This is a genomic window from Paenibacillus jiangxiensis, assembly GCF_046098255.1.
Classification (GTDB): Bacteria; Bacillota; Bacilli; order Paenibacillales; family Paenibacillaceae; genus Paenibacillus; species Paenibacillus jiagnxiensis.
On the sequence record NZ_JBJURI010000015.1, the window covers coordinates 54,001 to 79,765 of the forward strand.

Sequence of the window (25,765 nt, forward strand, 5' to 3'; positions counted from 1 at the left end):
CATTTTAGATAGTACCTATTAAATTTAATCCTACTTGAGATATTTATTGTAACATTATAGTATGTACGTGTAAATGAGACCCATGGGATAAGAAAATACGAAATGTAATTTTTCGAAGAAAGGTGATAATCATGATTACATCAACGGATTTCTGTAAGGTACAAAAACTGGACGATGATTTATATATCATTACTGAAGCTGGACTGGTGCATTTTTATCTAATCTTGGGGGAGAAGAAAGCGGTCTTAATTGACGCCGGCTTTGGCTTCGAGGACATAAGGCCTATCATCAGAAGTATAACCGATCTGCCGGTGATGCTGGTATTGACCCATGGCGATCCTGACCACAGCTACGGAAGCGAATACTTTGGAGATGTATGGCTGTACCAGCCGGACTACGGTCAGATTATGGGTTTTGACACAAAGCAAGAAAGGCAGTTCGCGGCAGAGTTGGGAGTACAATTTCTGAAAGAAAATAACCCTGAAGCCATTGAACGTTTCGATAGCAAAGCATTTGCTGAAAAGAGCCTGCTCCGAGTCCTGACTCCGCATTTTGTAAAGGATGGAGAATTGTTTGACTTGGGCGGAAAGACTTTGGAGGTAGTATTTACACCAGGGCATTCTTATGGGCATATCATGCTGCTGGATAGGGCAAAAAAGAGACTTTTTTCAGGAGATATGATTTGTGATTACGTCATCATGTACTTTTTCGAATCGGATAGAAATGCACCGTTTTCCATGGCCCTGGACAGCTGGAAAAAGATAAAACGATTAGAAAAGGACATCAAAGATATTTATAGCAGCCATGGACAGAACCCAATTACAATAGAATGGGTCGACGCATACATCGAATGTTTTTCGGGAGAATTTCAGCAGAATTATTTAAGGGATAAACCGTTTTCCAGGGGACATTTAGGCAGCGGGTACCAGCATATCTATAAAACCGTCAATATCCAATACACCGATAAGAGACTAGAGGAATTTTTAGGACACAAAGTGGAACGAATTGATCTGTAGTGCCTCAGCCCGGTTTTCTTTTATGGAGGGAGGTATGCAAGCTGGAACGCCTATGGACCAAGTCGTTTGTGCTCATGACCATCGGGATGCTTTTTTTGTTCATCGCATTTTACTCGTTGCTTCCGACATTACCCCAATTTATCAAAAAGATTGGCGGAAACGAGTCGCAGGTTGGGCTGGCGACGGGGGTGTTTATGCTGTCCGCGGTTATTTTTCGGCCGGTCGTTGGCGGGCTGCTGGATAGAGTCGGCAGGCGTCCGTTTATGATTTGGGGACTGCTTATTTTCGCTGTGGCGATGTATATGTATGACTGGGTCGGCGGAATCATCGTTCTATTGGGGCTCCGGATCTTGCATGGGATGAGCTGGGCCTTTTCTACAACCGCGATGATTACAGCGGCTACGGATATGATCCCGGCCGCCCGCCGCGGAGAAGGGATGGGGTGGTTCGGCATGGCCATGACCCTGGCGATGGCCATTGGACCGATGTACGGACTCTGGGTTGCGGAGAATCTGTCATACCACACTCTTTTTCTCCTCGCCGTCGGACTCACCGCTGTATCGCTGCTTTTGACACTGGGAGCAAAAATGCCTTTTCAGCCTCAAACGGGCACACGAAAAATAGAGCTTTTCGAAAGGTCGGTTTTATCGATCACCATAGCGGTCTTTTTTCTGTCTATCGCTTACGGAGGCATTACCGCCTTTGTCGCGCTGTTCGCTAACTCCATCGGGGTGAATTCGGGCGTATTCTTTTTGGTTTATGCCGCCACGCTTGTCCTGATTCGCCCTCTGGCAGGAAAACTGGCGGACCGGCACGGCGAGAGCTATGTCATTGTGCCGTCCCTTGTCATTGCGGTTGCGGCGTTGCTTGTCTTGAGCCTTGCAACCGGATTGGCCGGTGTTCTGGTTTCAGCGGTGCTCTACGGCATCGGCTTCGGTTCGGCTCAACCCGCTCTGCAAGCGGCGACGATTAACCTTGCCCGCCCGGACCGCAAAGGGGTTGCCAACGCTTCTTTGCTGACGGCTACCGATCTCGGCATCGGGCTGGGGGCGATTATACTGGGCTGGGTCTCGGAGCTTGCGGGCTACCAGGCCATGTTTATCGCTTGCGCCTTGTCATCAGGTATTTGCTTTCTGCTGTTTGTGATCTTTGTGAAACGTCTGTTGAAAAACAAAGCCGAACAGAACCGGGAGCAGCTCGCCCAGGGCAGCAGCTCCTAGAATGGCGGGTTAGGTCATGCAAACAGAAGCCCCCAGCCTCCTTAAAGGAGGTTTGGAGGCTCTTTTTCACATGAAAAACAGTCGTCAATTCATATATTGCTTGCGAAATTGCAGGGGGGACAAGCCAACGCCATGTTTGAAGCTGGATGAGAAGTAAGGTGCATTGCGGTAGCCGACCTCTTCCGATATGCGTTCCACTGACCAATCCGTAGTAATGAGCAGACGCTTTGCCCGTTCAAGCCGGAACTCGTGCAAATAATCGGTGGGTGTGCGGCTGTACTTCATTTTCATACAACGAATAATGTAATTGGGATGAAAGTGAAAAACATCGGCCAAAGTTTCGCTGGTGATTTTGTCCCTATAGTTTTGCTGAATATAAGCTGCGACCCGTTCCGCCAATCGTGCCGGTGCTGACCTTACGCCGTTCAAGCCACCTTCTTCTTCCAGCATAGCAAGCAGCTCGGCCAGCAAACGCTGCTCCTCCCAGAAAGAGTGATCCATCGGCAGCGCCAATAGCTGTTGTGCAAGGCTGAGGGCCGTCTGCGGGTTGGAAAGCTTTGAATGCTTTGGAAGGCGCAGCGTATAAGGGTTGCCAAATGGCCGGGATGAATAGGACACCCCTTTGTTATAGGTATTCGTTGTCGACGAACTTTCATATCTGCCCGCATGCTCAAAATGAACCCAGTAAAACACCGTATCCTGCTCGCAGGGCTTGACCGAAAAATGTTCGCCGTCCGGCAGCAGGAGCAATGTATCTCCAGCTGTCAGCGTCCATTGCTGACCATTCTCTCCGATGTGCAGCTCCCCCTTGACCATGATCAATACATCGTAAATGCCCAGCTTTCTTCGATTCGGGTGATGATCACCGGTACGGAACTCGGTCAGACCTGATCCCAAATAATAGGGAAGCGGCGGGGTTTTTAGTTCAATAACCGTCTCTCCGCTCATACAGCTCACTCTCTTCTTTTGTGTCATTTTTTATAAAAAAAGGTTCAATCCCTTTCTATTTCACCCGTTTATCAAAGCATATAATTGAAATCACAGTGGGTCAAATTCTATAGGAGGGATTGCATATGCAGAAAACTCAAGTTTACATTCAGGATGATTTCTGGGAAGATTATTCCGAACTGATTCGCCACACCGTCATTCCTTATCAATGGGAAGCGCTGAACGATAGAATAGAAGGAGCGGAGCCCAGCTACGCCATCCGAAACTTTCGGATCGCAGCGGGTCTGGAGGAAGGGGAATTTGGCGGCTGGATATTTCAGGACAGTGATCTTTACAAATGGTTGGAAGCGGTTTCTTATTCACTTCGTCATCATCCGGATCCGGAGCTGGAGCGAATCGCTGATGAAGCCATTGACCTCATCGGTCAGGCGCAGCACGACAACGGTTATCTGAACACCTATTTCACGATTAAGGAACCCGGAAAGCAGTGGACGAATCTATACGAAGCCCATGAGCTTTATTGCGCAGGCCATTTGATCGAAGCTGCTGTTGCTTATTATCAGGCTACAGGCAAGCGCAAGCTGCTGGATATCTCCTGCCGTTTTGCTGATCTGATTGAAAGATTGTTTGGTACGGAACCGGGGCAAATGCGGGCTTATTGCGGGCATCAAGAGATTGAACTGGCCCTGGTCAAGCTGCACGGGATTACGGGAGAAGAGCGCTACTTGAAACTGAGCCGCTACTTTATTGACGAACGGGGCAGCAAGCCGAACTATTTTATTGAAGAATGGGAACGCCGGGGCAGGACGAGCATTTGGAACCATGGCACACCTAACCTTGAAGTGTATCAAAGCCATCTTCCTGTACGTGAGCAAACGGTTGCCGTTGGTCACGCTGTCCGGGCCGTCTATATGTATACCGCGATGGCTGATCTGGCGCGCCTAACGGGGGATGACAGTCTGCGTGAGGCCTGCGAGCGGTTATGGGCCAATGTGACGCGCAAGCAGATGTATATCACCGGCGGCGTCGGTGCGACTCATCTTGGCGAGGCCTTTACTTTCGACTATGATCTGCCCAACGATACGGTGTATGCCGAGACCTGTGCATCTATCGGCTTGATCTTCTGGGCGCGCCGGATGCTGCAATTGGAGGCAAAAAGCGAGTACGCCGATGTGATGGAGAGAGCGCTCTACAACAATGTGCTTGGCAGCATGTCCAAGGATGGAAAGCATTTCTTCTATGTAAATCCGCTCGAAGTATGGCCGGATGCCAGTCAGAAGAATCCCGACAAGTTCCATGTGAAGCCTGTGCGCCAGAAATGGTTTGGCTGCTCATGCTGTCCGCCCAACGTGGCCCGTTTGCTGAGCTCGCTTAAAGATTATATTTATGATGTATCCGATGACGGATCGACGGTATATGCTCATTTGTTTATCGGCAGCGAGATCAGCTTTGCAGCCCCTGACGGCTGTCTAGTGACGTTGCATCAGCGGTCCAAATTACCTTGGGAGGGCCGGACCGAGTTCTCGGTTTCGCTTGCGAACGGTGCACCCGGCACTGTGTTTGAACTAGCGCTTCGAGTCCCCGACTGGTTCCAGAGTGGACACCCGGTATTGAAAGTCAACGGGGAAATTCAAGATTACCGCGTGGAAAATGGTTATGCGAAAGTTGAACGAACCTGGTCAGAAGGAGATACTTTGGAATGGCTGCTCCCTATGGAGGCAAAGCTGGTTGCTGCTCACCCGCAAATCCGTGCAAATGCCGGCAAAGCCGCTATTCAGCGCGGGCCGCTCGTCTACTGTGTCGAAGAAGCGGATAACGGTTCTCCGCTGGCCTCGCTGTCATTGGCAGGGGAGCCGAAGCTGTCAGAGCACCTGGTACCGGAACTGCTCGGCGGCTGTGTCGTTGTCGAAGCTGACGGGCTGGCTGCCGATGATTCCGTGTGGCCGGAAGATGAGCCATATCAGCCTTTCAGGAAGCAGACGACGCCCGTCCGTTTCAAGGCGATTCCTTATTATTTATGGGGCAACCGTCAGTCCGGGGAAATGAGTGTCTGGCTGCGCTGCTGATATAAGATTTTTCTGAATCATCATTGAATCCTGAAGGCTTCCGGGTAAAAGTCCCGAGAACCCTTCAGGATTGTTAGCATTGTAAGAACGCATTATTATGAAGGAAAGATCTGTCTGGAGATGAAAACATGAACCCGGAGAATGGATGGAAGTCCCGCATAGAACGAATGACGTTGAAAAACCGGATTCTCCTGCTTTTTGTGGCATCAACACTGATCCCTTTTATCTGTACCTGTTATCTATCCTACAAAACCATCAATTCCATCCTGATCACGAAGCTGCAGTCCGGCATTCAAAGCAATTTGAAACAGGTGACGCTGTCGCTTGAGAACACATTGAACAACCTGAACCATGTTTCGCAGCAGCTCGCCTTCGAAGGCAATATCGGCAAACAGCTGGAGCAGTTCATGATCGCAGATCAGCCCTATGACCGCAGCTATCTGACGGATCAGATCAAGTACCAGCTTAACCTGGTTACATTCACCAATCCCAATATCGGTCTGACGATGTATTACTTTCACAATGACCGCTCTTTTCTCTTTGAGACTACGGGCGTGAAGGAATCTTTTAATATTGACCGTCTTCCCGTCATCGCTTCCTATTACGGCATCACTTATTATGGGCCTCATCTCAGCAACGACCAGTTCAATAATCAGTATGTGCTCTCCGCATTGCGAAAGGTCGAGCTGCCGGAGCGGGAGGATGCATATGTCTACATCGAATCCGGTTTTAAGTTGACGCAGAGCATTCTCGACCTTGACGGAGTCAGCAAAAACGCGAACCATTTGATCCTCGACAACAATGGACGGATCTCGTATAGCGAGTTGAAGGACGTTTTTCCTGAAAACACCATGTTCCCGGATTTGAAATCCCCGTCACTGGGTTCCGGTGAGACTTCCGAATATTATTGGTACCGCCAGATCAGCAATCAGGGCTGGAGCGTGGTGTCCCTGATCTCCAAAGCCGATTACAACCGGGAAAAAAATCGCTGGATTGTACAGATGCTGGCGTTGTTCCTGCTGTTCACCTTAGTCAGTCTTGTTTTTGGCTGGCTCCTGTGGAAAATGGTGTACCGGCCTCTGTCTAAATTCAACAAGGAAATCAAACGGATGGCAAACAGTAATTTCGATGCCGTTACTATGCAATCACGCATACCGGAATTTGAAATGCTGTTAACCCAGTTCCAGCATATGAAGTTGCAAATTGCACAGCTGTACGCGGAGGTGCAAATCAAGGAAAAACGCAGGGCGGATCTGGAGATTGAGAAGCTGCTCTACCAGATTAACCCGCATTTTCTGATGAATACGCTGGATACGGCCCACTGGCTTGCCGTAATGAACGGACAGGAGGAAATTGACCGTCTTGTCACGTCATTGAACAAGCTACTTTACTACAACCTTCGCAAAGGCAATCAGGTTGCAACGATTCGGGAAGAAATCGACTCGCTCAAGCATTATCTTACTTTGCAGCAAATCCGATACAACTTTCAGTTTGATGTTCGTATACAAGTAGACGACGAACTGTTAGGTGTAAGCGTTCCCAGATTTATTCTGCAGCCTTTGGTTGAGAATGCCTTATATCACGGGCTTGATGATGAAGGCAGGATTGAGGTCGAAGTCAGCAAGAACGAGCGGCTCGAGATTGCCATTCAGGACAACGGCGCGGGTATTTCCGAGGAGAGCATCTCGGCATTGCTCGAGCAGGAACAAACGGAGCGCCAGCGGGCGGGGATGGGAATCGGTTTGAATTATGTCAAGCGTATGCTGGAATCTTACTATGACGGGAATGCCAGTCTCACGGTATCCAGTGAAATTGGCAAAGGCACCCGGATCGTCATCCGGCTGCCAATCCACAGAGAAGGAGAATAGTGCAGCATGATTGATGTGCTCATCGTTGATGATGATAAGCTGGTGCGCAAAGGGCTCATGTCCGCCATGCCATGGGACTCCTTCGGAATGAGAGTGATCGGTGAGGCGGCAAATGGCGAGAAGGCGCTTGAATTTCTGAAGGATAACCGGGTAGATCTATTGATGACCGATGTGGCCATGCCGGTCATGTCAGGCATCGAATTGATCCGGATCGTTCGCAAACGATACCCGGACGTCGCCATCGCTGTGTTGACCCTGCACCAGGACTTTGAATACATTCAGGAGGCGCTGCGTTTGGGGGCCGTCGATTACATCGCCAAGGTTCAGCTTGAAAAGGAGCGGTTTGAGGAAGTGCTTGGCCGCATTCATGAACTCATCCTTAATCAAAGACGGAGGCCGTCGAATGAACCGGATACTGTTGATAAAGACGTTTATCCGTTCGATACGGCATACGCAATTCTGGCGCTGGGGGATCAACCTCTTGTAAATGGACGCAGGCAGCATACGGATTTTTCGCAGGGCTGGAGAGTGGAGGCGGACGGACATATTTTACTGTGGACGCCAGACCTTCGGGAAGAGCTTCGGACAGAAGTGGACTCAGATCACGAAGGGCTTCCGCCGCTGCCGGACGAAGCTCTTGATGCTGACTGGAGACTAGTGCGGCTGAGGCATATCATCGGGCTAACGCAGTTTGACCTGCTGCAGATGCTTCGTAATTACAGGCAAAGGGATTTCTTCTATGATTGTGACGGATATGAGCCAAATCCCATCGCGAAATCCGTTCAGGAATTGCAGGCTGACCAGCCGGAGCCAAGTGAACAAGAGATGGAGAAGGTGAAGGAAGCGCTGCATGCCTTTCGCTGGGTCCATGACGATTCGTGTTTTGATACGTTGTGCAGCCAGCTGAGGGAGCTGAGGCTGCCAACTCCGAAACTGATGCAGCTGCTCTACGGTTTTATTGTGGATTGGTCCCGGCTATTTAAAGCCCTTACGAAAACGGGGATCACGCTGCCCGACACATTCTCGTGCTGGAGCGAGGTCGTTGTGTGGATGGGAGGCTTTAGGGAAATGGCGGTCACGTTGTCCGGTCATCTGCAGCTCAGCAGGGAAGTGAGCGTCAGCATCATGTCTGCCGTAAAAATCGTACATGACGAGTTTGAGTTTCCTCTGTTTGCTGTTGATGTCGCGAAACGGGTCAATCTGAGCCGCAGCTATTTTAACCAATGCTTCAAAGCGATTGTCGGTTATTCATTCAACGAATATCTGCGCAAGGTTCGAATAGACAAGGCGCGGGAATATCTTGCGCAAACAGCTAAACCGATTGTGTGGGTTGCTGAACATACCGGATATGCAGACGAGAAGTATTTCAGCAGAACCTTTCGCGAGCAGACAGGCATGCTGCCAAGTGAATATCGGCAGCAGCACAAGTCAAGATAGAGTAATGAACGGCATAAAGGGGGAGAAATGAATGGTAAGCGCTATCATTTTCGTTCATTTATCCCCCTTTGTCTCGTTCTCTGCCCTATCCATGAATCCATTTAAGCCATGCTATATTGATGTTGCTTGACAATACTGACAACGTGACAGAAGGGGGAAATCCGCTTGGCCAAGAAATTTGTCCTGATTGCAATGACTTTGCTGCTGATTATGTTAAGCGCTTGCAGTGGCACGAACGGCAAGGAGAACGATTCCGCTGCGGAAAGCACAACGCCTGGTACTGCAGATGGAGGCAGCGAGCCCGGCGATCCGTTTGGTAAATACCCTGAGACGATTACCCTTACGTACGGCAAATCCGTGGATCCTACGGACAAAAGCTTGCCTGCCGGAGATACACCGGAAACGAATCAGTATTCCCGTTATGTCAAGGAACACCTGAATATTGACACCAAGGTGACCTGGCAGGCCGCAACCGGTACGAATTATGACCAGAAAGTGAATCTGGCCATCTCCAGCAATGACCTTCCGGATGCGCTCGTAGTCAAGGACACCCAGTTAAGGGCGATGGTGAAATCCGGCCAGCTGGCTGATCTTACGGATGTATTCAATAAATATGCTTCACCGGCGATGAAAAGCTATATGGAGAAGACCAACGGCGTCTCGAGCGAGGCGGTTACCTTTGACGGAAAAATGTATGCGATTCCAAGCATACAAGTGCAGTCCGATGGTGTCCATCAAATGTGGATTCGCAAGGATTGGCTCGACAAGCTCGGGCTGCAGCCTCCGAAGACGATAGAGGAGCTTGAGAAGGTTGCGAAGGCGTTTGTCGAGCAGGACCCGGACGGCAATGGGCAGAAGGATACGATCGGCATTGCCGGCCAGCAGAACGGGGACCGGTTGTATGCGAATTTTCTTGAATCGACGAATAATACGTATGGTCTTGATCCGATCTTTGGCGCTTATAAATCCTATCCCGGCTTTTGGGTGAAGGACGCTTCCGGCAATCCTGTGTACGGCTCCACCCTTCCGGAGACGAAGCAGGCGCTGGCCAAGCTGCGCGATATGTACGCGAACGGGCTGATTGACAAAGAAATCGGCATCCGGAAAAGCGCTTCTGAAACCGTTGTCAACGGCAAGGCCGGCATATTCTTCGGCCCATGGTGGATGGGGTACGGACCGATTGGAGATGCGATTAAGAACGATCCCAAGGCCAACTGGCAATCCTATCTGCTGCCGCTCGACGCAGACGGGCAGTTCAATGCCCACATGGGTGCGCCATCCACGGTATTTGTCGTTGTCCGCAAAGACTACGAGCATCCCGAGGCGGTGATTAAAATGCTGAATCTGCTGATCCGCGATGAATCGAAGCTCGATATTACCGTCCCCATTGGCTACTATCCGCTCCGCGTCCCTATGTCTTATACGGACGAAAGTGAATATTCTGCCAAAGCGCTGCAGGACATTTTATCAGGGGCGAAAAAACCGGAGGACTTCACAGATCCGGGCTATAAGCTGCTTGCGGCCGACATTGAGAACGTGAAGAAGGTCAAAAAAGAACCATATGACAATATGGACATTCAATATTGGGATCCGCAGGCAGATCTCGGGATCTGGAGCCGTATTTACTCGCTCCTCGTTGGAGCCGCTCCGCTGCAACAGGACTACAACAAAGTATACAGTGTGCTGTACTCCCAGACCCGAACGATGGAGAGCCGCTGGTCCAACCTCAAGAAGATGGAAGATGAGACCTTTTTGAAGATTATTATGGGCGCCGCGCCGATTGATGATTTTGACAAGTTCGTTGACGATTGGAAAAGGCAGGGCGGCGATAGGATTACTGAGGAAGTGAAAGAGTACATGAAGTAAAAACGATGCTGGCAGGGACGCGGCGGGCCAATCCGGCGCGTCTTGCTGGTCATGCAGACTGAAGGAGGAGCGAAAAGGTGAGAAACAGAGGTTTTACCAAGCATTATTACATCATGCTTCTGCCCGGTTTCGTCTGGCTGCTGCTGATCAATATCATCCCCATGTTCGGGATTGTCATCGCTTTTCAGGACTTTAATCCCGGACAGGGATTCTTCAAATCGGAATGGATCGGACTTGAAAATTTCGATTATATGTTCAGCCTGAACGATACACGAGTTATTTTCTTTAACACCGTATTTATTGCCGTCATGAAGATCGCGGGCAACCTGATTGTGCCGCTTGTGTTCGCCATTATGCTGAATGAGCTTCGCTTAATGGTGGTTAAACGGTGGATTCAGACGATTGTCTACCTGCCGCATTTTTTATCCTGGGTGATTCTGTCTGGCATTCTGCTTGATGTATTCTCCTATACAGGCCCTGTAAATGGATTGTTAAAGCTTTTTGGCGTGGAGCCGGTGCTTTTTTTCGCCCGCGCGGACCTATTTCCCTTTATCGTTGCAGGCAGCGATGTGTGGAAAGAGTTCGGTTTTAATACCATTATTTATTTGGCGGCATTAACGGGAATCAATCCCTCTCTCTACGAGGCTGCTTCCATCGATGGAGCGTCCCGACTGCGCCGGATCTGGCATGTCACGCTTCCGGGGCTGAGAACGACCATTGTGCTGCTTGCCGTGTTAAGTCTCGGTAATGTTTTGAATGCGGGTTTTGATCAAATTTTTAACTTGTACAATCCGCTGCTCTATTCGACTGGCGACATTATCGATACATGGGTATACCGCGAAGGGCTGCTGAATATGCAGTACGGGCTTGCGACAGCGGTCGGCCTGTTGAAGTCGGTGGTCAGCTTTATCCTGATCATCGTGTCTTACGCGCTGGCGTCGAAGTTTGCGAATTACCGGATATTCTGACAAAGGAGTAACCATATGATAAGAGAAAAGACACTGCGCTCCAAGCTGTTCGATACCCTTCTTCTGATCGTATTGCTCCTGATTGCTTTTGTGTGTATTCTGCCGCTGTGGTATACGCTGGCTGTCTCTCTCAGCGAGAAATCGGCCGCGGCTGCGGGACAGGTGTGGCTGTGGCCTGTAGGCTTCAATTTTAATTCATACCGGCAAATTATCGGCGACAGCTCCTTCTTTAATTCCTTTTGGATATCCATCCAGCGCGTTGTGCTGGGTGCTTTGATCACATTTGTTGTCACTACCTTGATGGCATACCCGCTGTCCCGCAGCACCCGGGAATTCAGGTTGCGCAACGTGTTCATGTGGATTCTCGTTTTCACGCTGCTGTTTAACGGAGGTTTAATTCCCTGGTATATGACGGTGAAGGCGCTCGGGCTGTATGATACAATCTGGGCACTCGTGCTTGGGGGTGGTGTTCCGGTGTTTAACGTCATCCTCATTGTGAACTTCTTCCGCAATTTGCCGAAGGAGCTGGACGAGGCGGCGCTCGTTGACGGAGCCGGTCCGTGGCGGATGCTTATTATGATGTATATTCCTTTGGCGGTGCCGGTGTTGGCAACGGTTACGTTGTTCACCATCGTATACCATTGGAATGAATTTTTTCACGGTCTTGTTTTGACTTCAGGGCAGGATCACTACCCGTTGCAGACGTTAATCCAGCAATTCGTTGTGGTCATTGATTCGGCAAATATGACGGAGGATCAATACAAGCGGTTAAACGAGCTTTCCAATCAAACGCTTAACGCGGCGAAAATTTTTATCGCCATGCTTCCCGTGCTTGTTGTATACCCGTTCCTGCAGCGTTTTTTCATTCATGGAATTACGCTTGGCTCAGTTAAGGAATAGAGAAAAAGGATCAAGAGGTGACAAGAGGATAGATGGTTAAGAAGCCGCGGCACTGCGGCTTTTTTTGTGCGACGGAATTCGGCTTCTTAAGAGAGTTCTGCTAACGGGCAGTTATATTCATATTTCTCCCATTCACTAATAAAAAATCGTTGTAAAAGTATCCTTACCCATATAACAGTCAAGAAAATAAAACAAGCAACGCCAAGTAGGATGAAAATATTTCTTTCTGGTTATGATTATTAGAAACCTACAAATTTATAGTTTTGAATTGAGAGGTTTAACAAATGCAAGCAGTAAGTTAACTGAAGATATTGTAACTTGGAATAGAGATAGGGAGGCTGAGTTACAGGCAAAAGCTAGGTTGCTGGAACTAGCTATGAGCAGATTGTCCAGTGTACAGCGGAGTTATCTGGATGAAGAGGGAGAGTCCGATGCAATTGGTATACTTGCTGCATCATTAAATCTTATAGTTATGACTAATAAAATGCCGGATAAAATTTGCGGTTAAATCAAAAGAGACAAAGTGTATAGAATCTTCGTCTCTTTTCCTTGTTAATATTTTGATTCTACTGATTTAATAGTGGGTCTTTGGAAAATCCTATTCCCGTACGAGAAAAAATATTCTTCTCCAACTTTTAGAACGGGAATTTCGGAATGTGAATTAATATAAATAGTTCTTCTTTCTCTTGTTGCATTGTTTCTTTCAATAACCAAGTGATCACTTTTGATATCAACTAACTTTGCGCTTTCGTAAGTATTGGAGCCGCTAAAATAATAAAGTGTTCCTAAAATCGATAATACAATAATTACTTTTATTGTATTTCTAAAAACAACTAGGTAATTTTTACTGTTTTTCATAAAACACCTCCATTTACTGGTATTCATTATAACTATATAAGAGAAACAGGGGATACTCATATAAAGGGGATCTTAATAGTAAACCACTCAATAAAACTAAGTCCAAGGGAAAGAAATCCATTTTATGCTACTGAACAACTTGGTGGTTTTAAAAAAAGTATATCGTGTTCGGATCGCCGACTTGGGATAAAAGGTTTGATTCCAATACTTGCATACAAGTATAATAGTTCTATTCGCAGCACATTAGGTAAGGTGAAAATATGAATCTACCCAACATATCCAAAAAAAGGAATACCCTATCCGATCATGCCTATCATGTTATTCGGGGGGCTATTGTTACATTGCAGCTGGAACCCGGGCAGCTTGTATTTGAATCGGAATTAGGAAATACATTAGGGGTAAGCCGCACACCGATAAGAGAGGCTTTCCGCCGTTTGTTGACAGAAGAGTTAATCGAGATCCTGCCGCAGCGCGGCGCCCGCATCGCATATATGTCCAAGAAGAAGATTGAGGAGGCTCGCTTTGTACGTGTGAGTCTTGAGGTGAGCGCTTTTAAAGAAGTGGCCAGGAAGTGGAGTGCAAACGATGCCAGCTTCGAGAAGCCGTATCAGCAGATCAAGGGCATCCTGGAAGAGCATCGAAAAATGATTGATCAACAACACTTCGATAAGTTCCTTGAGCTTGATGAGAGCTTCCATAATACGGTTTTGGAGCTCACGGGAAATTCCACCTTGGTATCGATCATCAATCAAATGCGAGGTCATTTAAACCGTATGCGGTATTTGGAGCTGCTGGAAACGAAGCATATGAATCAGCTTGTAAACGAACACGAGTCTATATTCGAAGCCATAACAGCTAATAACGAAGAGGAAACGGAACGGTTGCTCAGAGAGCACATTACATCGCTTGAAAATTTTACGCCTGATTTAATTAACAAGTACTCGCATTATTTCCAATCGTAAAGTGATTCCCTAATCATTTTACGATTTTTTTGTTTTACAAGGAGGTGCGTCGGCAACAAAATTACAGCAAATTTTAACTTGTATACTAGCATAATGTATGCTAGTATTTCATTTGTGGTCGACCCAAAGGTTTCACAGGTGAAACAATTTGAAAAAAGAAAACGCTTTATTTTGATTGAAATGAGCAATGCAAACTGCAGGGAGGATCATCGATGAGAATGGTATGTACGTAGATGAACTTTATCGCAAAATCCATTTTTGAAGGGAGTTAACAGCTCATGTTATCTAAAGGGCGTGGCATCGTTCTGGTTCTGCTGTTTCTGGCGGGAGTTATCAATTATCTGGATCGCTCGGCCTTCTCCGTTGCAGCTCCATTAATTCAGGAAAATTTTCAGCTGGATGCGGCCCAAATGGGCCTATTATTCAGCAGCTTCTTTATTGGTTACGCTCTCTTTAACTTTATAGGCGGTTTCTTGTCCGACAAATTTGGGCCGAAAAAGGTACTCGGTTATTCCATGACATTATGGTCGCTTTTTGCCGGTTTAACCGCCGCTACCTTCAACTTCTCCTCTTTGTTTGTTGCACGCGTATTGTTTGGGATGGGGGAAGGCCCGCTTTCCTCATCGCAAAGCAAAATGGTCAATAACTGGTTTCCGAAGAAATACCGGGCCAGAGCATTATCGATCTCCATGGCCGGAACCTCGCTTGGTGGAGCCATTTCGGGTCCTATCGTCGGGATCATAGCCTTGACGTGGGGCTGGAAAGTATCCTTTGTCCTGATTACGATTATAGGCCTGATTTGGACTGTGTTCTGGATCAAATGCGTGAAGGATGCTCCGCAGAACGCTGCAGACGATGAAGCTGATGAAGAAGAGGTGCAACAGGCTCCGGCCGGCAAATCCAAAACGCCGCTCTCATACTATTTGAAGCATCCGACGATTTTGTTTACGTCAGTTGCGTTTTTTGCCTACAACTATATCTTGTTTTTCTTCCTGACCTGGTTCCCGAGTTATTTAATCCAGGCCAGAGGGCTTGACATCAAGGAAATGAGCTTTGCCACGATGATTCCGTGGACGGTTGGATTTCTAGGTTTTGCCCTGGGCGGTTTTATTATCGATTTTCTTTACAAAAAGACGGGAAATGCCATGTTCTCGCGTAAGGTCGTATTGGTCACTTGTTTGCTTGGCGCCGCGGTCAGTATCGGTTGTGCGGGTCTCGTTAACACAACGACCGCTGCAGTTTCATTGATGGCATCGGCGGTATTCTTCCTGTATCTTACAGCGATTACATACTGGGCGATTATTCAAGATACGGTTGAAAAAGAGCGGGTCGGCGGCGTCGGTGGTTTCATGCATTTTCTGGCGAACACATCCGGCATCATAGGGCCGACGGCTACGGGAATGCTCGTGCAAACAACAGGCCATTTTACAAGCGCTTTCATTTTGGCAGGAGGTTTGGCGGTGATCGGGGCATTGTGCGTTGCTTTCTTCGTTAAGCCTATTAAGGTCAAAAAAGTGAATGCTGGTGTGGAACGAACGATGGCTTAAATATATAAACCCAAATTATAAGTGATGGAGTGAGTGGATTGAAAGCAATACAAGTTGTAGAACCAGGGAAAATGAGACTGATCGAAAAAGAAATGCCGCGTATTGTTCACAGTAACGAGGTGCTGATTAAGGTTCGCATGGTAGGCATATGCGGCTCCGACATGCACATTTATCACGGGACCTCTCCGGTAGCGACCTACCCCCGCGTCATCGGACACGAGATGGTGGGGGAAATCGCAGAAGTCGGCGCGGATGTCAACCGGCTGATGCCCGGAGATAAGGTTGTCATGGAACCGATCGAAACCTGCGGGCAATGTTATGCTTGCAAAGCCGGCCGCCAAAATGTGTGTGTCAAGCTGCAGGTGTACGGAGTTCACAAAGACGGCTCCTTCCAGGAGTATATTGTTCTTCCCGAGCATTTAGTGCATAAAGTGGACAATCGCCTGGCCTGGGAGGAGGCGGTTTTGGTCGAACCATTCACGATCGGCGCTCAAGCGAACTGGCGTGGTGATGTTCGGGCTGGAGATTATGTTTTTATTATGGGAGCGGGTCCGATCGGATTGTGTGCGCTGCAGGTCGCCAAAATCAAAGGCGCGGTATGCATGATTTCCGACTTAAGCGATGAGAAGCTTGCTTATGCCAAGGAAGTTGGTGCCGACTATACATTGAATCCGCTTACGGATAATGTAGCCGACGAGATCAGTCGCATTACGGGCGGATTAGGTCCGAACGTAACGATTGATGCGGTTTGTACGGAAAAAACCTTCGAGCAGGCGGTAGAGTTGACCTCGGTGGCCGGACGGGTCGTCGTTCTCGGCTTTGGCGTAACCCCTTCGCAAATACCGCAGTTCCTCATTACCAAGAAGGAATTAACTATTGCGGGATCCCGATTACAATCGGGTAAATTTCCTGAAGTGATAGAATGGTTTAACAGCGGGAAGATCGATGTGAATGCTTTTGTCAGTCATCGTTTTGCGTTGGAGAATTTTCAAGAAGCGATCGAGCTCATCGAAACCAACCCTAACCAGGTTCGGAAAGTAGTCCTGGAGCTCCATACGAATTAGAGAAGATCCAAGTCACAACTGATGAATACGGGTTGGGGAGACGCTCCCCAGCCCGTTTTTGTCACAGGGGATACACAGTGCTTCCAAAAGAACCTAGAATGACGGGTTTGGTGTCTCGTCATATTTTTCCTTCAATGCTTTAATGTCTGCTCTGGGTGGAGAACCAAACATACGTGAATATTCGCGGCTGAATTGAGAAGCACTTTCATAACCTACCCGGAATGCGACATCAGCGGCTTCTGCCGACTCGGATAACAGGATTCGGCGTGCTTCCTGCAATCTCAACTGCTTTTGCAGCTGAATCGGACTCATAGCGGTTGCTTCTTTAAAGTTTCTATGAAATGACGAGACACTCATTTTGGCCATGTCTGCGAGCTCATCAACCCGCAAAGGTTTATCGTAATTTTGGATAATTTCTTCAATAGCTTCCCTGATGCGGTAGGTGCTGCTTCGCTCCATGGCAATTTGCCCCAGCGTCACTCCAAACTCTCCCTGCAGAAGCTTGTACAGAATTTCCTTGGTATAGAGGGGAGCAAGGTACGGGATATCTTGCGGCTTTTCTAGCAATCGGGCTAATCTGAGCACCGCATCCATGAGGGATGACTCCATCCGGCCAATAAACACAGCCAGCTTGGCATTTTCCTTCTGGTTGACTTGAATAGCTGTATCATTTAAAACTTCTAAAATTTGCGATCGCGTAAATTCAATCTTGAAGCCCAAATAGGGAACGTCGAGAGAAGCTTTGATCACCTGACTGACCAGCGGAAGCTTCATGGATGTAATAAGGTAGTTTGCAGCACCATATTCAAAGCGCTCTTGTGCCAGCAGCATTTCTTTCAGACCTTGAGCAGTGGCACAGAATGCAGGATTGTAAATCCTGTAGACCGGCTCGGTTACATCCGTAAAACGCATAAAAAACAGAGACCGGATAGCCGTTTCATGAACTCCGTCCCGGTCTGAATGACGCTCAATCAATTTGGCGAGCTCTTCCTGCTGGTTCAGCATTTCCTCAAGCATAGAATCCTCCTTATAGCTTTATCCTTTTTTAATTATAAGGTACCCATGTCTGTAAAGTTAGTGGTAATAAGAGAATAAGGCAATCATTCAAGACAATTATGGTACCGGTCTTGTTTTCATTTGCTGCACAATAAGGCTGTACCCAAAAGATCAGCATATTTAAAATGGGAGGGTTTCAAATGCGGAAAGTAATGCTGAACAATGGTGTTGAAATGCCGATCATCGGTTTTGGCGTTTATCAGATTAATGATGCGCAGGAATGTGAACAAAGCGTTTATGACGCTATTATGGCAGGCTATCGTTTAATCGATACCGCTTCCGGTTATCAAAATGAAGAAGCCGTCGGCAGAGCTATCAAGCGGAGCGGCGTGCCAAGAGATGAATTGTTTATTACGACCAAGCTCTGGATACAAAATGCGGGTTATGATAGCACAAAGAAGGCCTTTGCAAAGTCACTGGAAAGATTGCAATTGGATTATTTGGATCTGTATCTGATTCACCAGCCATTTGGTGATGTATATGGTTCCTGGCGTGCAATGGAGGAGCTGTATCATGAGGGGAAAATCAGAGCCATCGGTGTGAGCAACTTCCACCCGGACCGTCTTGTGGATTTGATTCTTCATAACGAAATCACTCCTGCCGTCAATCAGGTGGAAACACATCCTTTCTGCCAGCAAATTGAAAGTGCTGCTCTTATGAAGGAATACAATGTGCAGATCGAATCCTGGGGACCTTTTGCCGAAGGCAGAAATCATATGTTCCAGAACGAAGTTCTGATGTCGCTGGCTGAAAAACATCATAAATCCGTAGCTCAGGTGATTTTGCGCTGGTTGACACAAAGAGAAGTGGTCGTCATTCCAAAGTCGGTCCATAAAGAAAGAATTATCGAAAATTTCAATATTTTCGACTTTGAATTAAGCCAGGAGGATATGGAGACAATCGCCAAGCTGGATACGAAGCAAAGCAGCTTCCTCTCATATCATGATCCGGAAACGGTGAAATCACTAAGTAGTATTAAGCTGGACAGTTTAATACTCGATGTCTGATTTGATGTCTTTAGCAACTTACATGGAATTGTGTTGACATATCGGAAAATATCGATATAATGGTGGCATGAAACCAATTGATCCCATTGAAGTGTTCAAGGCATTATCTAATGAGGCTCGTCTGCAAATCCTGGAGTGGCTGAAAGATCCTAAAGCTCATTTTGTTGGACTCCAGGAAGGGGTTGACCTTCTCGACGTTGGGGTATGTGTCAGTCAGATCACAGCCAAGTTGAAGATGACCCAATCGACAACATCTCAATATTTGTCCATACTGCAGCGGGCAGGGCTTGTACATGCGACCCGGGTGGGAAAATGGACATATTACAGAAGAGATGAAGAAGCAATACAACAAATTGCTTCCTATATTCAGCAGGACCTGTAATAAAAACTGAATTCTATATCATGAATTCAGTTTTTATATATATAATATATCGACAATTCGCGAAATGTTATTTTTTTCGTCATTCATATCGACATATCCCGAATTGTAATATTATTTTCTGAAAAGGAGCTGTTTCATATGTTCAACGATTCCAACTTGTCCAACAGTGCCAAAACGCTTGTGATTGTTGTCCATCCGGATTTGGGATCATCCCGGATCAACAAACGATTGGCGACCGAGCTTGAGCGAAGAGGCCATGTTACCGTTCACCGGCTGTACGAGACGTATCCGGACGAAAAGATCGACGTTGCCCGTGAGCAGGCGCTGTTGTCGGCACATGACCGTATCGTATTTCAATTTCCATTGCATTGGTATAGTTCTCCTTCTCTGCTGAAGAAATGGCTGGATGAAGTATTTGAGCTTGGTTTTGCGCACGGCAGAGGCGGCGATAAGCTGAAGGGCAAGGAGCTCCTTGTTGCTATTTCTTCGGGAGGAGCTGCAAGCATGTTCCAGGCTGGCGGACTGCACAATTATTCCTACAGCGAGCTGCTGCGCCCGTTCCAGCAGACCGCCAATTACACCGGAATGACCTACCGCAGCCCTTTTATAATAGGCGGAATTCGCGAAGTGACCGATGAACAGCTCGAAAAATATGCTGTGGAATACGCCGACTATGTGGAGGGCCAGCCAGCCGTCATAGGTGCAAAAGGTTAACGGCAATCGTACTGCATCGAAGATAAAAACGCGCAAATCCTTTCTTAGGAATTCATTTGTGTGGGGAAATTAGAGTGAAAAAAACGACAAGGTTACAGGGACTTAAACCAATAGCCTTGTTTTTTTGCATGAAGCAGGGATATTGCCCAAATTGGAACCTTACTACCTATGACTTGTTCACATTTCCTCTTCGGATTGCTCTCTTGTCCATACGAATATAACATTATAGTTGACGCATCAACCTAAGTGTGATAAATTATATCCAAGTTGATATATCAACCTAATGCTGTATTACAAAAATCGAAGGATTCATCACAATTATACCAATCAAAGAAAGGAACATTTATTATGGAAATTCGTGACAAAGTTGTTCTTATTACTGGGGCATCTGCTGGTATCGGCTTAGCTACAGCACGCCGCTTTGCCGCCGCAGGTGCCAAATTGGCATTGGTAGCTCGTTCTGCCGATGTACTCGATCATCTCGCCGAGGAATTAAAGAGCCAGGGAAGTGACGCTGTAGCTCTGCCCGCTGACGTGAGCGATCCGAAGCAAGTTCAACGAGTCATTGAGGAGACGGCACGGCACTTTGGCCGCCTGGATGTGGTCATCAATAACGTAGGTCAAGCTGTAGTTGGCACGATCGCCGACGTCAATCCTGATGACTTCCGCAGGATCTTTGACCTTAATGTGATTGGACCATTAGCGGCTATGCAAGCTGTGATCCCTCTCATGAGAGAGCAAGGAGGCGGACTGATCATCAATATAAGTTCGGTGGTCTCCAAGATGAATATTCCCGGAATCGGAACCTATGCAGCTACCAAATCCGCGTTGAACATGCTTTCCGATACAGCACGAGGTGAATTGGCCTCAGAGCATATCCGGGTGATTTCCGTCTATCCGCGTGCAACCGCAACGGGTTTTGGCAAAAACGCGCTGGGTGTTCGACCGCAGCATGCACCAGGTTCCTCGGGTCAATCTGATACTCCGGAATATGTTGCAGAGAAAATCCTGGCAGCAGCTTTTAATGAGCCGGATGAGCAATATATGGATTAATGATATTCGACAGTTGTCTTGGTTTCCTTTTCCCAAATCATAAGATATCATATTATTAGATATATGTTTAATTTCATGTACATCTAATTTTAATTTGATATCCTTTGTGGAAAGGACTGATCAAAGTGAGTACGGATTTCTATCTGGTCAGACATGCTAAAAAAGAAAAAGGGGTGGGGGATGTCCCCATCTCTTTTGAAGGCGCATATGAAGCCCAAATGACGGCAAGCCGCTTTCGTCATATGTCACTAACCAAAATTGTTAGCAGTCCACTTAGAAGAGCCAAACAGACTGCCCAAATTATTGGAGAAGAAACAAGGAGAGCGGTATCAGAAGATATAAGGTTGCGGGAGCGGGCTAACTGGGGCGACCTGCCAGAACAAACTTTTCAGCAGTTTGTGGAAATGTGGGACCGGTGCACGAAAGAAAGGGATTTTTCCCCGCCAGTCGGTGATTCTGCAAGAAAGGCGGGGGAGCGGATGTCCTCGTGTTTACTGGAATTATCAGTTCAACATCCAGACGAGAGTATTATTATAGTGACTCACGGCGGTTTGATCACAGACTTTATGGTTAATGTTTTTGCCCCTGAGGAGCTGAACAGCAGGCATCCGAATTTTATACAAGAACAAAGCAATTTGATCCGGGAGTGCTCGATAACAAAAGTAAGCTGCAGTGAGGGAGCTTTCAAATTAGCCGATTTTGCCAATACGAGCCACCTGCTTAGTTAATTAACGGATGCCGCTTTTATGGAAATCATCAGCTGACTAGGCGTTTCCGTTGAGCCGCGCGTACAGGATATAATCCATGGGCGCCGGCTCGAAGCCGTCCGAGCGAAGTAAGGCGTTGATCTGGCCGCGATGGTATTGGCCGTGCAGGGCAACTTGCAGCAAAATGTCCCGAACGGATGATTCAAACGGCTCGCCGGACTGGCTGCGGTACGCGATGGGCTTATCCAGCGAGTCCTCTGGAAGAGCGTCAAACCAAGCCCGGAAGCCGTTTCCGTTTGCCTCAATCAGCGCTTCACAGGAGGCAAGATCCGCCTTATCCGCCCATAGTTCGATCCCCTCACTGCTCTTACCGCGTAGCTGGGTCAGCCAAATGTTCTCCGCCTGGAGCAAGTGCAGGAACAGCGTAGCTGCCTTGCTGGCTTCGTCCACCGGCGCAGCTTGCAAAGCTTCAAGAAGCCTGCGGTTGGCCCAATCCATATGCGCGAACAACGCTTGCATCGTTTTCATATCGTTTCGACCTCCATCGTTTCTTGATGTTATACCTTTTCTTTTGGATTGTATCATATCGCCGCACGTGACAGGCATGTTTACCGTATTCGAAGATTAATCTCCGGACCCAATATATAACTTGCAGGACAGAGAACACAGAGACGTTCCTGTCCTTTTTTTAGATTCCAGAAAGTACAAACTTCTTAGTAAAAGCTTCCTGGAATCGCAAGAAAAACTACCGCTAAACGCGGTCTGTCTTCTTTGAATGTACGTCGATAGACGTTTTTTTTATATTGTATATAACCGCCTGTATGAGTGGATAAATAAATCTAAAGAATAGTATTGACAAAAGGGGAATAAAGAAATATTATTATCTCATATTAAAAATACTTTAAATAAAGATAAATAATTTGAAGGTTGTTTTACCGAGTAAATGCAATTCCACACAACACTAATAAAAAACAGGAGTGAATTGAAATGAGTAAAAAAACAATGGGAATTCACCACATCACAGCGATCGTCGGACATCCACAGGAAAATGTTGATTTTTATGCCGGAGTATTGGGGCTGCGTCTGGTTAAACAAACGGTCAATTTTGATGATCCGGGCACGTATCACCTTTATTTTGGCAATGAAGGCGGCAAGCCTGGGACGATTATTACGTTCTTCCCCTGGGCTAATGCCCGCCAAGGAACCATTGGCGATGGCCAGGTGGGGGTTACCTCATATGTTGTGCCTAAAGGGGCAATGAAGTTCTGGGAGAACCGGCTTGAGCATTTTAATGTTCCGTTTTCAAAAATGGAGCGCTTTGGCGAGCAGTATCTGGAATTTGATGATCCGCATGGACTTCACCTGGAAATTGTGGAACGGGAAGAAGGGGAGCCAAACTCATGGAGCTTCGGCAGTATTACCTCCGATGTGGCCATCAAAGGTTTTGGGGGAGCGACGCTGTTATCCGCACACCCTGAACAAACGGCTGAATTATTGGAGAAAGTAATGGGGCTTGAATTTATTGCAAAAGAAGGAGATATCGCCCGTTACCGCTCTTCCGCCGACATTGGCAACATTGTAGATCTTAAACTTTCTTCAGTAGGTCACGGCCAGATGGGTGTCGGAACGGTTCATCATATTGCATGGCGGGCCAAAGATGATCAGGATCAATTGGAATGGCAAAAACATATTGCGGAAAATGGTTACGGAGTGACAGCGGTGCGGGACCGGAACTATTTCAATGCGGTATACTTTAGAGAGCATGGCGAAATTTTGTTTGAGATCGCTACAGATCCTCCGGGATTTGCTCATGATGAATCGTTTGAAACAATGGGGCAAGCTTTAAAGCTGCCGGCCCAGTACGAGCCTCATAGAGCTGATATTGAAGGAGTTCTGCTTCCGTTTGAAGTAAGAGAGCTTGACTAAACTGTGAAAGAGGTTGATCTGTATGCTTTCCATAGATCCTGCGGCAAATACGGAACGGGAAAATTATAAGCTGCTTATAGGCAGCATTGTTCCCAGACCTATTGCCTTTGTCACGACGCTTTCCAAGGATGGCGTTTTGAACGGCGCTCCATTCAGTTTTTTTAATATCGTATCCGCCAACCCTCCGATGATCTCGTTGTCCATTCAACGCTCGGAGGGTGTACAAAAAGACACAGCCAGAAACATCAGTGACATAAAAGAATTTGTGGTTCATATCGTTGACGAAGACAATGTTCGCCAAATCAATGAAACAGCCGCAAAGCTGCCGCCTGATCAAAGTGAAGTTGAATTGGCTCATCTGACTCCCATAGACAGCGTCAAAATCAATGTTCCGGGAGTAGCTGAAGCAAAAATTCGTATGGAATGCGTTTTGGAGCATTCACTTGAACTTGGCGGGACAGCTTCAAACGGATGCGACCTTATTATAGGCAGAGTAGTTCACTTTCATATTCAGAACGACATTTATGATCATGGAAAAATTGATCCAAGGCGCCTAGGGGCGGTCAGCAGGTTAGCCGGTCATGATTATGCGAAAATTGGAGAGATTTTCACGATTGAGCGACCTGTCTAGAGAAATATGTGGTCCGACGATTCAAGTCATGGCGTGGCTGGTAAAAGCTCATCTATTGCGGCGTACAAGGGAATTCGGTACAATTTATTCATGCTAGCCAAGAGTAGGCTGAAGGGGGAGTAAAGAATGAAGCATGAATATTGTACGCCGACTCAGCACCCGAAATGGTTCGGACTGGCTGTTCAAGCGCTTGCTATATTGTCGCAGGAGGACGTAAACATAGCTTGTCCAAGTGTTGAACTCGCCAAATATCTTCAGTCGGAGCCTTCCCTGTTGCGCCGCATTCTATCCGTTCTTGTTAAGGAAGGGTATATCGGAACCCGGGAAGGGCGTGACGGCGGGTACCATCTTAAAAAATCGCCTGAATCCATTCGTCTGGTTGATGTGTACGATGTATTTCGAGCAGGCAGCAGCATTTCCTGCGGCATTATCGAGACAGCGGGCACACACCCGCTTGGGAAAAGCATGAAATCTGCCCTTGAGGATATTACGCAAGAAATGGAAGACAGCATGCGCGGAGTATTAAGCAAATATACGATTGCAGATATCGCCAAACAACTGGAAGCAAAGATTTAGGTGAGTCCAGGAAAAAAGACAGTTGACAGCGGTTTGCTTAGATTTTATACTGTGCAATATAAGAAACAGTTTAAGGCAAGCCGCGAATGGTGTTATTTTTTTTGGTGCACTGTGTAGCTATGAACACAGTTATGCCCATGATCAGCAGCGGGAACAATTTGGTGATCTTGCTGCGATTCATTTGCAAACATTGGCTTCGCATGCGGACTTGGGCGTTAAACTGGGTCGTTTAGCTTAAAAATAACTGTGCCGAATCAATAACAGTATTGATTCAAGGGAGGATTTATCATGTCAACTTCAACTCAAACCAGTCAAAGTTCCGCTTTATTCGCCGATGTCATCCGCGAGCGCCGATCTGTGCGTGTGTATGACAAGTCGGTTCGCCTGTCTCACGAGGAAATTAAAGAGCTGATTAAGGAAGCGACGCTTGCTCCTTCCTCCAGCAACGCTCAGCCTTGGCGTTTCCTGGTGATCGAGACGGAGGAATTAAAAGCGAAGCTTCTGCCGATCGCTTACAATCAATCTCAGGTTACTGAAGCTGCTGCGGTGATCGCTGTGCTGGGTGATACGGAAGGATACAAGAAGCTGGGTGATATTATCGGCGAATCCGTAAAACACGGCTATATGGCGGAAGATACCGCTAAAGCATATGTGGAAAGATCGATTAATGCATACGGTTCGATGACGGAGGAAAGATTGCACAAAGTTCTCCACATTGACGGTGGTATTGTCTCCCAGCAGCTCATGCTGGTCGCGCGTGCTCATGGCTACGATACTGTGCCAATGGGCGGATATGACGCAGATCAGTTCAAGCAAGCTTTCGGCATCAGCGACCGGTACGTTTCGGTCATGCTGATTGCCCTCGGCAAAGCGGCCAAACCGGGCCACCCGACAACTCGGTTGCCTATTGACGACATCACTTTCTTCAACGAAATGCCTGCTAACTAAAAATGATTGAGCATCACGCAAAGAAAGCAGCCGGTCACCCGGCTG

The 25,765-nt window shown here is 47.4% G+C and carries 25 protein-coding genes; 21 read left to right on the top strand and 4 right to left on the bottom strand.

Annotated features, from left to right (window positions below):
• Positions 1-131 precede the first annotated feature (131 nt).
• On the top strand, positions 132-1,016 hold the full coding sequence (locus tag ACI1P2_RS15615; RefSeq protein WP_355320770.1) for an MBL fold metallo-hydrolase: 885 nt from the start codon (positions 132-134) through the stop codon (positions 1,014-1,016).
• A gap of 41 nt (positions 1,017-1,057) precedes the next feature.
• On the top strand, positions 1,058-2,236 hold the full coding sequence (locus ACI1P2_RS15620; protein WP_355320862.1) for an MFS transporter: 1,179 nt from the start codon (positions 1,058-1,060) through the stop codon (positions 2,234-2,236).
• A gap of 84 nt (positions 2,237-2,320) precedes the next feature.
• On the opposite strand, the gene ACI1P2_RS15625 is transcribed toward ACI1P2_RS15620, so the two are convergent.
• Positions 2,321-3,211, bottom strand: coding sequence for an AraC family transcriptional regulator (locus ACI1P2_RS15625; protein ID WP_408976234.1), 891 nt, complete (start codon positions 3,209-3,211; stop codon positions 2,321-2,323).
• A 98-nt stretch (positions 3,212-3,309) separates the two neighbouring features.
• On the opposite strand from ACI1P2_RS15625, the gene ACI1P2_RS15630 reads away from it, so the two are divergent.
• The 7 genes from ACI1P2_RS15630 (at position 3,310) to ACI1P2_RS15660 (ending at position 12,797) form a co-directional block, all read left to right on the top strand.
• Positions 3,310-5,250: a glycoside hydrolase family 127 protein gene (locus ACI1P2_RS15630; protein WP_355320772.1), complete on the top strand. Its 1,941-nt coding sequence runs from the start codon at positions 3,310-3,312 to the stop codon at positions 5,248-5,250.
• A gap of 128 nt (positions 5,251-5,378) precedes the next feature.
• Positions 5,379-7,118 carry a sensor histidine kinase gene (locus ACI1P2_RS15635; RefSeq protein WP_355320773.1) on the top strand — a complete coding sequence of 580 codons (1,740 nt, stop codon included), beginning with the start codon at positions 5,379-5,381 and terminating at the stop codon, positions 7,116-7,118.
• A 6-nt stretch (positions 7,119-7,124) separates the two neighbouring features.
• On the top strand, positions 7,125-8,555 hold the full coding sequence (locus ACI1P2_RS15640; RefSeq protein ID WP_355320774.1) for a response regulator transcription factor: 1,431 nt from the start codon (positions 7,125-7,127) through the stop codon (positions 8,553-8,555).
• Between the two features lie 165 nt (positions 8,556-8,720).
• Complete coding sequence (locus ACI1P2_RS15645; RefSeq protein WP_408976235.1) at positions 8,721-10,421, top strand: extracellular solute-binding protein; 1,701 nt, start codon at positions 8,721-8,723, stop codon at positions 10,419-10,421.
• 77 nt (positions 10,422-10,498) lie between these two features.
• On the top strand, positions 10,499-11,389 hold the full coding sequence (locus ACI1P2_RS15650) for an ABC transporter permease (RefSeq protein WP_355320775.1): 891 nt from the start codon (positions 10,499-10,501) through the stop codon (positions 11,387-11,389).
• Between the two features lie 15 nt (positions 11,390-11,404).
• Positions 11,405-12,289: a carbohydrate ABC transporter permease gene (locus ACI1P2_RS15655; protein WP_355320776.1), complete on the top strand. Its 885-nt coding sequence runs from the start codon at positions 11,405-11,407 to the stop codon at positions 12,287-12,289.
• Between the two features lie 232 nt (positions 12,290-12,521).
• Complete coding sequence (locus tag ACI1P2_RS15660) at positions 12,522-12,797, top strand: hypothetical protein (protein ID WP_355320777.1); 276 nt, start codon at positions 12,522-12,524, stop codon at positions 12,795-12,797.
• Positions 12,798-12,841: 44 nt separating this feature from the next.
• Here the strand turns inward: ACI1P2_RS15660 and ACI1P2_RS15665 are convergent, their stop codons facing one another.
• The gene (locus ACI1P2_RS15665) at positions 12,842-13,147 is read right to left on the bottom strand and encodes a hypothetical protein (protein ID WP_355320778.1); all 306 of its coding nucleotides are present in this window, start codon (positions 13,145-13,147) and stop codon (positions 12,842-12,844) included.
• Positions 13,148-13,407: 260 nt separating this feature from the next.
• Here ACI1P2_RS15665 and ACI1P2_RS15670 point away from each other — a divergent pair, with 260 nt between their 5' ends.
• From ACI1P2_RS15670 to ACI1P2_RS15680, 3 genes are all read left to right on the top strand, one after another.
• Positions 13,408-14,109 (top strand): GntR family transcriptional regulator, encoded by a 702-nt coding sequence (locus ACI1P2_RS15670; protein ID WP_355320779.1) that lies wholly within the window; start codon positions 13,408-13,410, stop codon positions 14,107-14,109.
• A 278-nt stretch (positions 14,110-14,387) separates the two neighbouring features.
• Positions 14,388-15,656 carry an MFS transporter gene (locus ACI1P2_RS15675; RefSeq protein WP_355320780.1) on the top strand — a complete coding sequence of 423 codons (1,269 nt, stop codon included), beginning with the start codon at positions 14,388-14,390 and terminating at the stop codon, positions 15,654-15,656.
• Between the two features lie 38 nt (positions 15,657-15,694).
• A complete protein-coding gene (locus ACI1P2_RS15680; RefSeq protein WP_408976236.1) occupies positions 15,695-16,720 on the top strand; it encodes a zinc-binding alcohol dehydrogenase family protein in 1,026 nt (341 codons plus the stop codon).
• Between the two features lie 93 nt (positions 16,721-16,813).
• Here the strand turns inward: ACI1P2_RS15680 and ACI1P2_RS15685 are convergent, their stop codons facing one another.
• Positions 16,814-17,737 carry an AraC family transcriptional regulator gene (locus ACI1P2_RS15685; protein WP_355320782.1) on the bottom strand — a complete coding sequence of 308 codons (924 nt, stop codon included), beginning with the start codon at positions 17,735-17,737 and terminating at the stop codon, positions 16,814-16,816.
• Between the two features lie 179 nt (positions 17,738-17,916).
• Between ACI1P2_RS15685 and ACI1P2_RS15690 the strand changes: the two genes are divergently transcribed.
• The 5 genes from ACI1P2_RS15690 (at position 17,917) to ACI1P2_RS15710 (ending at position 21,660) form a co-directional block, all read left to right on the top strand.
• Complete coding sequence (locus ACI1P2_RS15690) at positions 17,917-18,783, top strand: aldo/keto reductase (protein WP_355320783.1); 867 nt, start codon at positions 17,917-17,919, stop codon at positions 18,781-18,783.
• Positions 18,784-18,859: 76 nt separating this feature from the next.
• Complete coding sequence (locus ACI1P2_RS15695) at positions 18,860-19,165, top strand: ArsR/SmtB family transcription factor (protein ID WP_355320864.1); 306 nt, start codon at positions 18,860-18,862, stop codon at positions 19,163-19,165.
• A 138-nt stretch (positions 19,166-19,303) separates the two neighbouring features.
• Positions 19,304-19,879 (top strand): NAD(P)H-dependent oxidoreductase, encoded by a 576-nt coding sequence (locus ACI1P2_RS15700; protein ID WP_355320784.1) that lies wholly within the window; start codon positions 19,304-19,306, stop codon positions 19,877-19,879.
• A gap of 348 nt (positions 19,880-20,227) precedes the next feature.
• Positions 20,228-20,932 (top strand): SDR family NAD(P)-dependent oxidoreductase, encoded by a 705-nt coding sequence (locus ACI1P2_RS15705; RefSeq protein WP_355320785.1) that lies wholly within the window; start codon positions 20,228-20,230, stop codon positions 20,930-20,932.
• A 125-nt stretch (positions 20,933-21,057) separates the two neighbouring features.
• On the top strand, positions 21,058-21,660 hold the full coding sequence (locus tag ACI1P2_RS15710) for a histidine phosphatase family protein (RefSeq protein ID WP_355320786.1): 603 nt from the start codon (positions 21,058-21,060) through the stop codon (positions 21,658-21,660).
• A gap of 36 nt (positions 21,661-21,696) precedes the next feature.
• Here the strand turns inward: ACI1P2_RS15710 and ACI1P2_RS15715 are convergent, their stop codons facing one another.
• Positions 21,697-22,167 carry a DinB family protein gene (locus tag ACI1P2_RS15715; RefSeq protein ID WP_355320787.1) on the bottom strand — a complete coding sequence of 157 codons (471 nt, stop codon included), beginning with the start codon at positions 22,165-22,167 and terminating at the stop codon, positions 21,697-21,699.
• Positions 22,168-22,626: 459 nt separating this feature from the next.
• Between ACI1P2_RS15715 and ACI1P2_RS15720 the strand changes: the two genes are divergently transcribed.
• From ACI1P2_RS15720 to ACI1P2_RS15735, 4 genes are all read left to right on the top strand, one after another.
• Entirely contained in the window at positions 22,627-23,565 is a 939-nt protein-coding gene (locus ACI1P2_RS15720; RefSeq protein WP_355320788.1) for a ring-cleaving dioxygenase, read from the top strand.
• A gap of 22 nt (positions 23,566-23,587) precedes the next feature.
• Positions 23,588-24,196 carry a flavin reductase family protein gene (locus ACI1P2_RS15725; RefSeq protein WP_355320789.1) on the top strand — a complete coding sequence of 203 codons (609 nt, stop codon included), beginning with the start codon at positions 23,588-23,590 and terminating at the stop codon, positions 24,194-24,196.
• A 126-nt stretch (positions 24,197-24,322) separates the two neighbouring features.
• On the top strand, positions 24,323-24,772 hold the full coding sequence (locus ACI1P2_RS15730; RefSeq protein WP_355320790.1) for an RrF2 family transcriptional regulator: 450 nt from the start codon (positions 24,323-24,325) through the stop codon (positions 24,770-24,772).
• Between the two features lie 288 nt (positions 24,773-25,060).
• Positions 25,061-25,720 (top strand): nitroreductase family protein, encoded by a 660-nt coding sequence (locus ACI1P2_RS15735; RefSeq protein WP_355320791.1) that lies wholly within the window; start codon positions 25,061-25,063, stop codon positions 25,718-25,720.
• Positions 25,721-25,765 lie beyond the last annotated feature (45 nt).

What these genes read in the sequence shown, in the direction of transcription:
- ACI1P2_RS15685 (WP_355320782.1), bottom strand. Translation starts at nt 17,737, where the DNA reads ATGCTTGAGGAAATGCTGAACCAGCAGGAAGAGCTCGCCAAATTGATT.
- ACI1P2_RS15690 (WP_355320783.1), top strand. Translation starts at nt 17,917, where the DNA reads ATGCGGAAAGTAATGCTGAACAATGGTGTTGAAATGCCGATCATCGGT.
- ACI1P2_RS15735 (WP_355320791.1), top strand. Translation starts at nt 25,061, where the DNA reads ATGTCAACTTCAACTCAAACCAGTCAAAGTTCCGCTTTATTCGCCGAT.
- ACI1P2_RS15700 (WP_355320784.1), top strand. Translation starts at nt 19,304, where the DNA reads ATGTTCAACGATTCCAACTTGTCCAACAGTGCCAAAACGCTTGTGATT.
- ACI1P2_RS15615 (WP_355320770.1), top strand. Translation starts at nt 132, where the DNA reads ATGATTACATCAACGGATTTCTGTAAGGTACAAAAACTGGACGATGAT.
- ACI1P2_RS15670 (WP_355320779.1), top strand. Translation starts at nt 13,408, where the DNA reads ATGAATCTACCCAACATATCCAAAAAAAGGAATACCCTATCCGATCAT.
- ACI1P2_RS15640 (WP_355320774.1), top strand. Translation starts at nt 7,125, where the DNA reads ATGATTGATGTGCTCATCGTTGATGATGATAAGCTGGTGCGCAAAGGG.
- ACI1P2_RS15715 (WP_355320787.1), bottom strand. Translation starts at nt 22,167, where the DNA reads ATGAAAACGATGCAAGCGTTGTTCGCGCATATGGATTGGGCCAACCGC.
- ACI1P2_RS15730 (WP_355320790.1), top strand. Translation starts at nt 24,323, where the DNA reads ATGAAGCATGAATATTGTACGCCGACTCAGCACCCGAAATGGTTCGGA.
- ACI1P2_RS15675 (WP_355320780.1), top strand. Translation starts at nt 14,388, where the DNA reads ATGTTATCTAAAGGGCGTGGCATCGTTCTGGTTCTGCTGTTTCTGGCG.
- ACI1P2_RS15625 (WP_408976234.1), bottom strand. Translation starts at nt 3,211, where the DNA reads ATGACACAAAAGAAGAGAGTGAGCTGTATGAGCGGAGAGACGGTTATT.
- ACI1P2_RS15705 (WP_355320785.1), top strand. Translation starts at nt 20,228, where the DNA reads ATGGAAATTCGTGACAAAGTTGTTCTTATTACTGGGGCATCTGCTGGT.
- ACI1P2_RS15655 (WP_355320776.1), top strand. Translation starts at nt 11,405, where the DNA reads ATGATAAGAGAAAAGACACTGCGCTCCAAGCTGTTCGATACCCTTCTT.
- ACI1P2_RS15665 (WP_355320778.1), bottom strand. Translation starts at nt 13,147, where the DNA reads ATGAAAAACAGTAAAAATTACCTAGTTGTTTTTAGAAATACAATAAAA.
- ACI1P2_RS15720 (WP_355320788.1), top strand. Translation starts at nt 22,627, where the DNA reads ATGAGTAAAAAAACAATGGGAATTCACCACATCACAGCGATCGTCGGA.
- ACI1P2_RS15725 (WP_355320789.1), top strand. Translation starts at nt 23,588, where the DNA reads ATGCTTTCCATAGATCCTGCGGCAAATACGGAACGGGAAAATTATAAG.
- ACI1P2_RS15630 (WP_355320772.1), top strand. Translation starts at nt 3,310, where the DNA reads ATGCAGAAAACTCAAGTTTACATTCAGGATGATTTCTGGGAAGATTAT.
- ACI1P2_RS15635 (WP_355320773.1), top strand. Translation starts at nt 5,379, where the DNA reads ATGAACCCGGAGAATGGATGGAAGTCCCGCATAGAACGAATGACGTTG.
- ACI1P2_RS15660 (WP_355320777.1), top strand. Translation starts at nt 12,522, where the DNA reads ATGATTATTAGAAACCTACAAATTTATAGTTTTGAATTGAGAGGTTTA.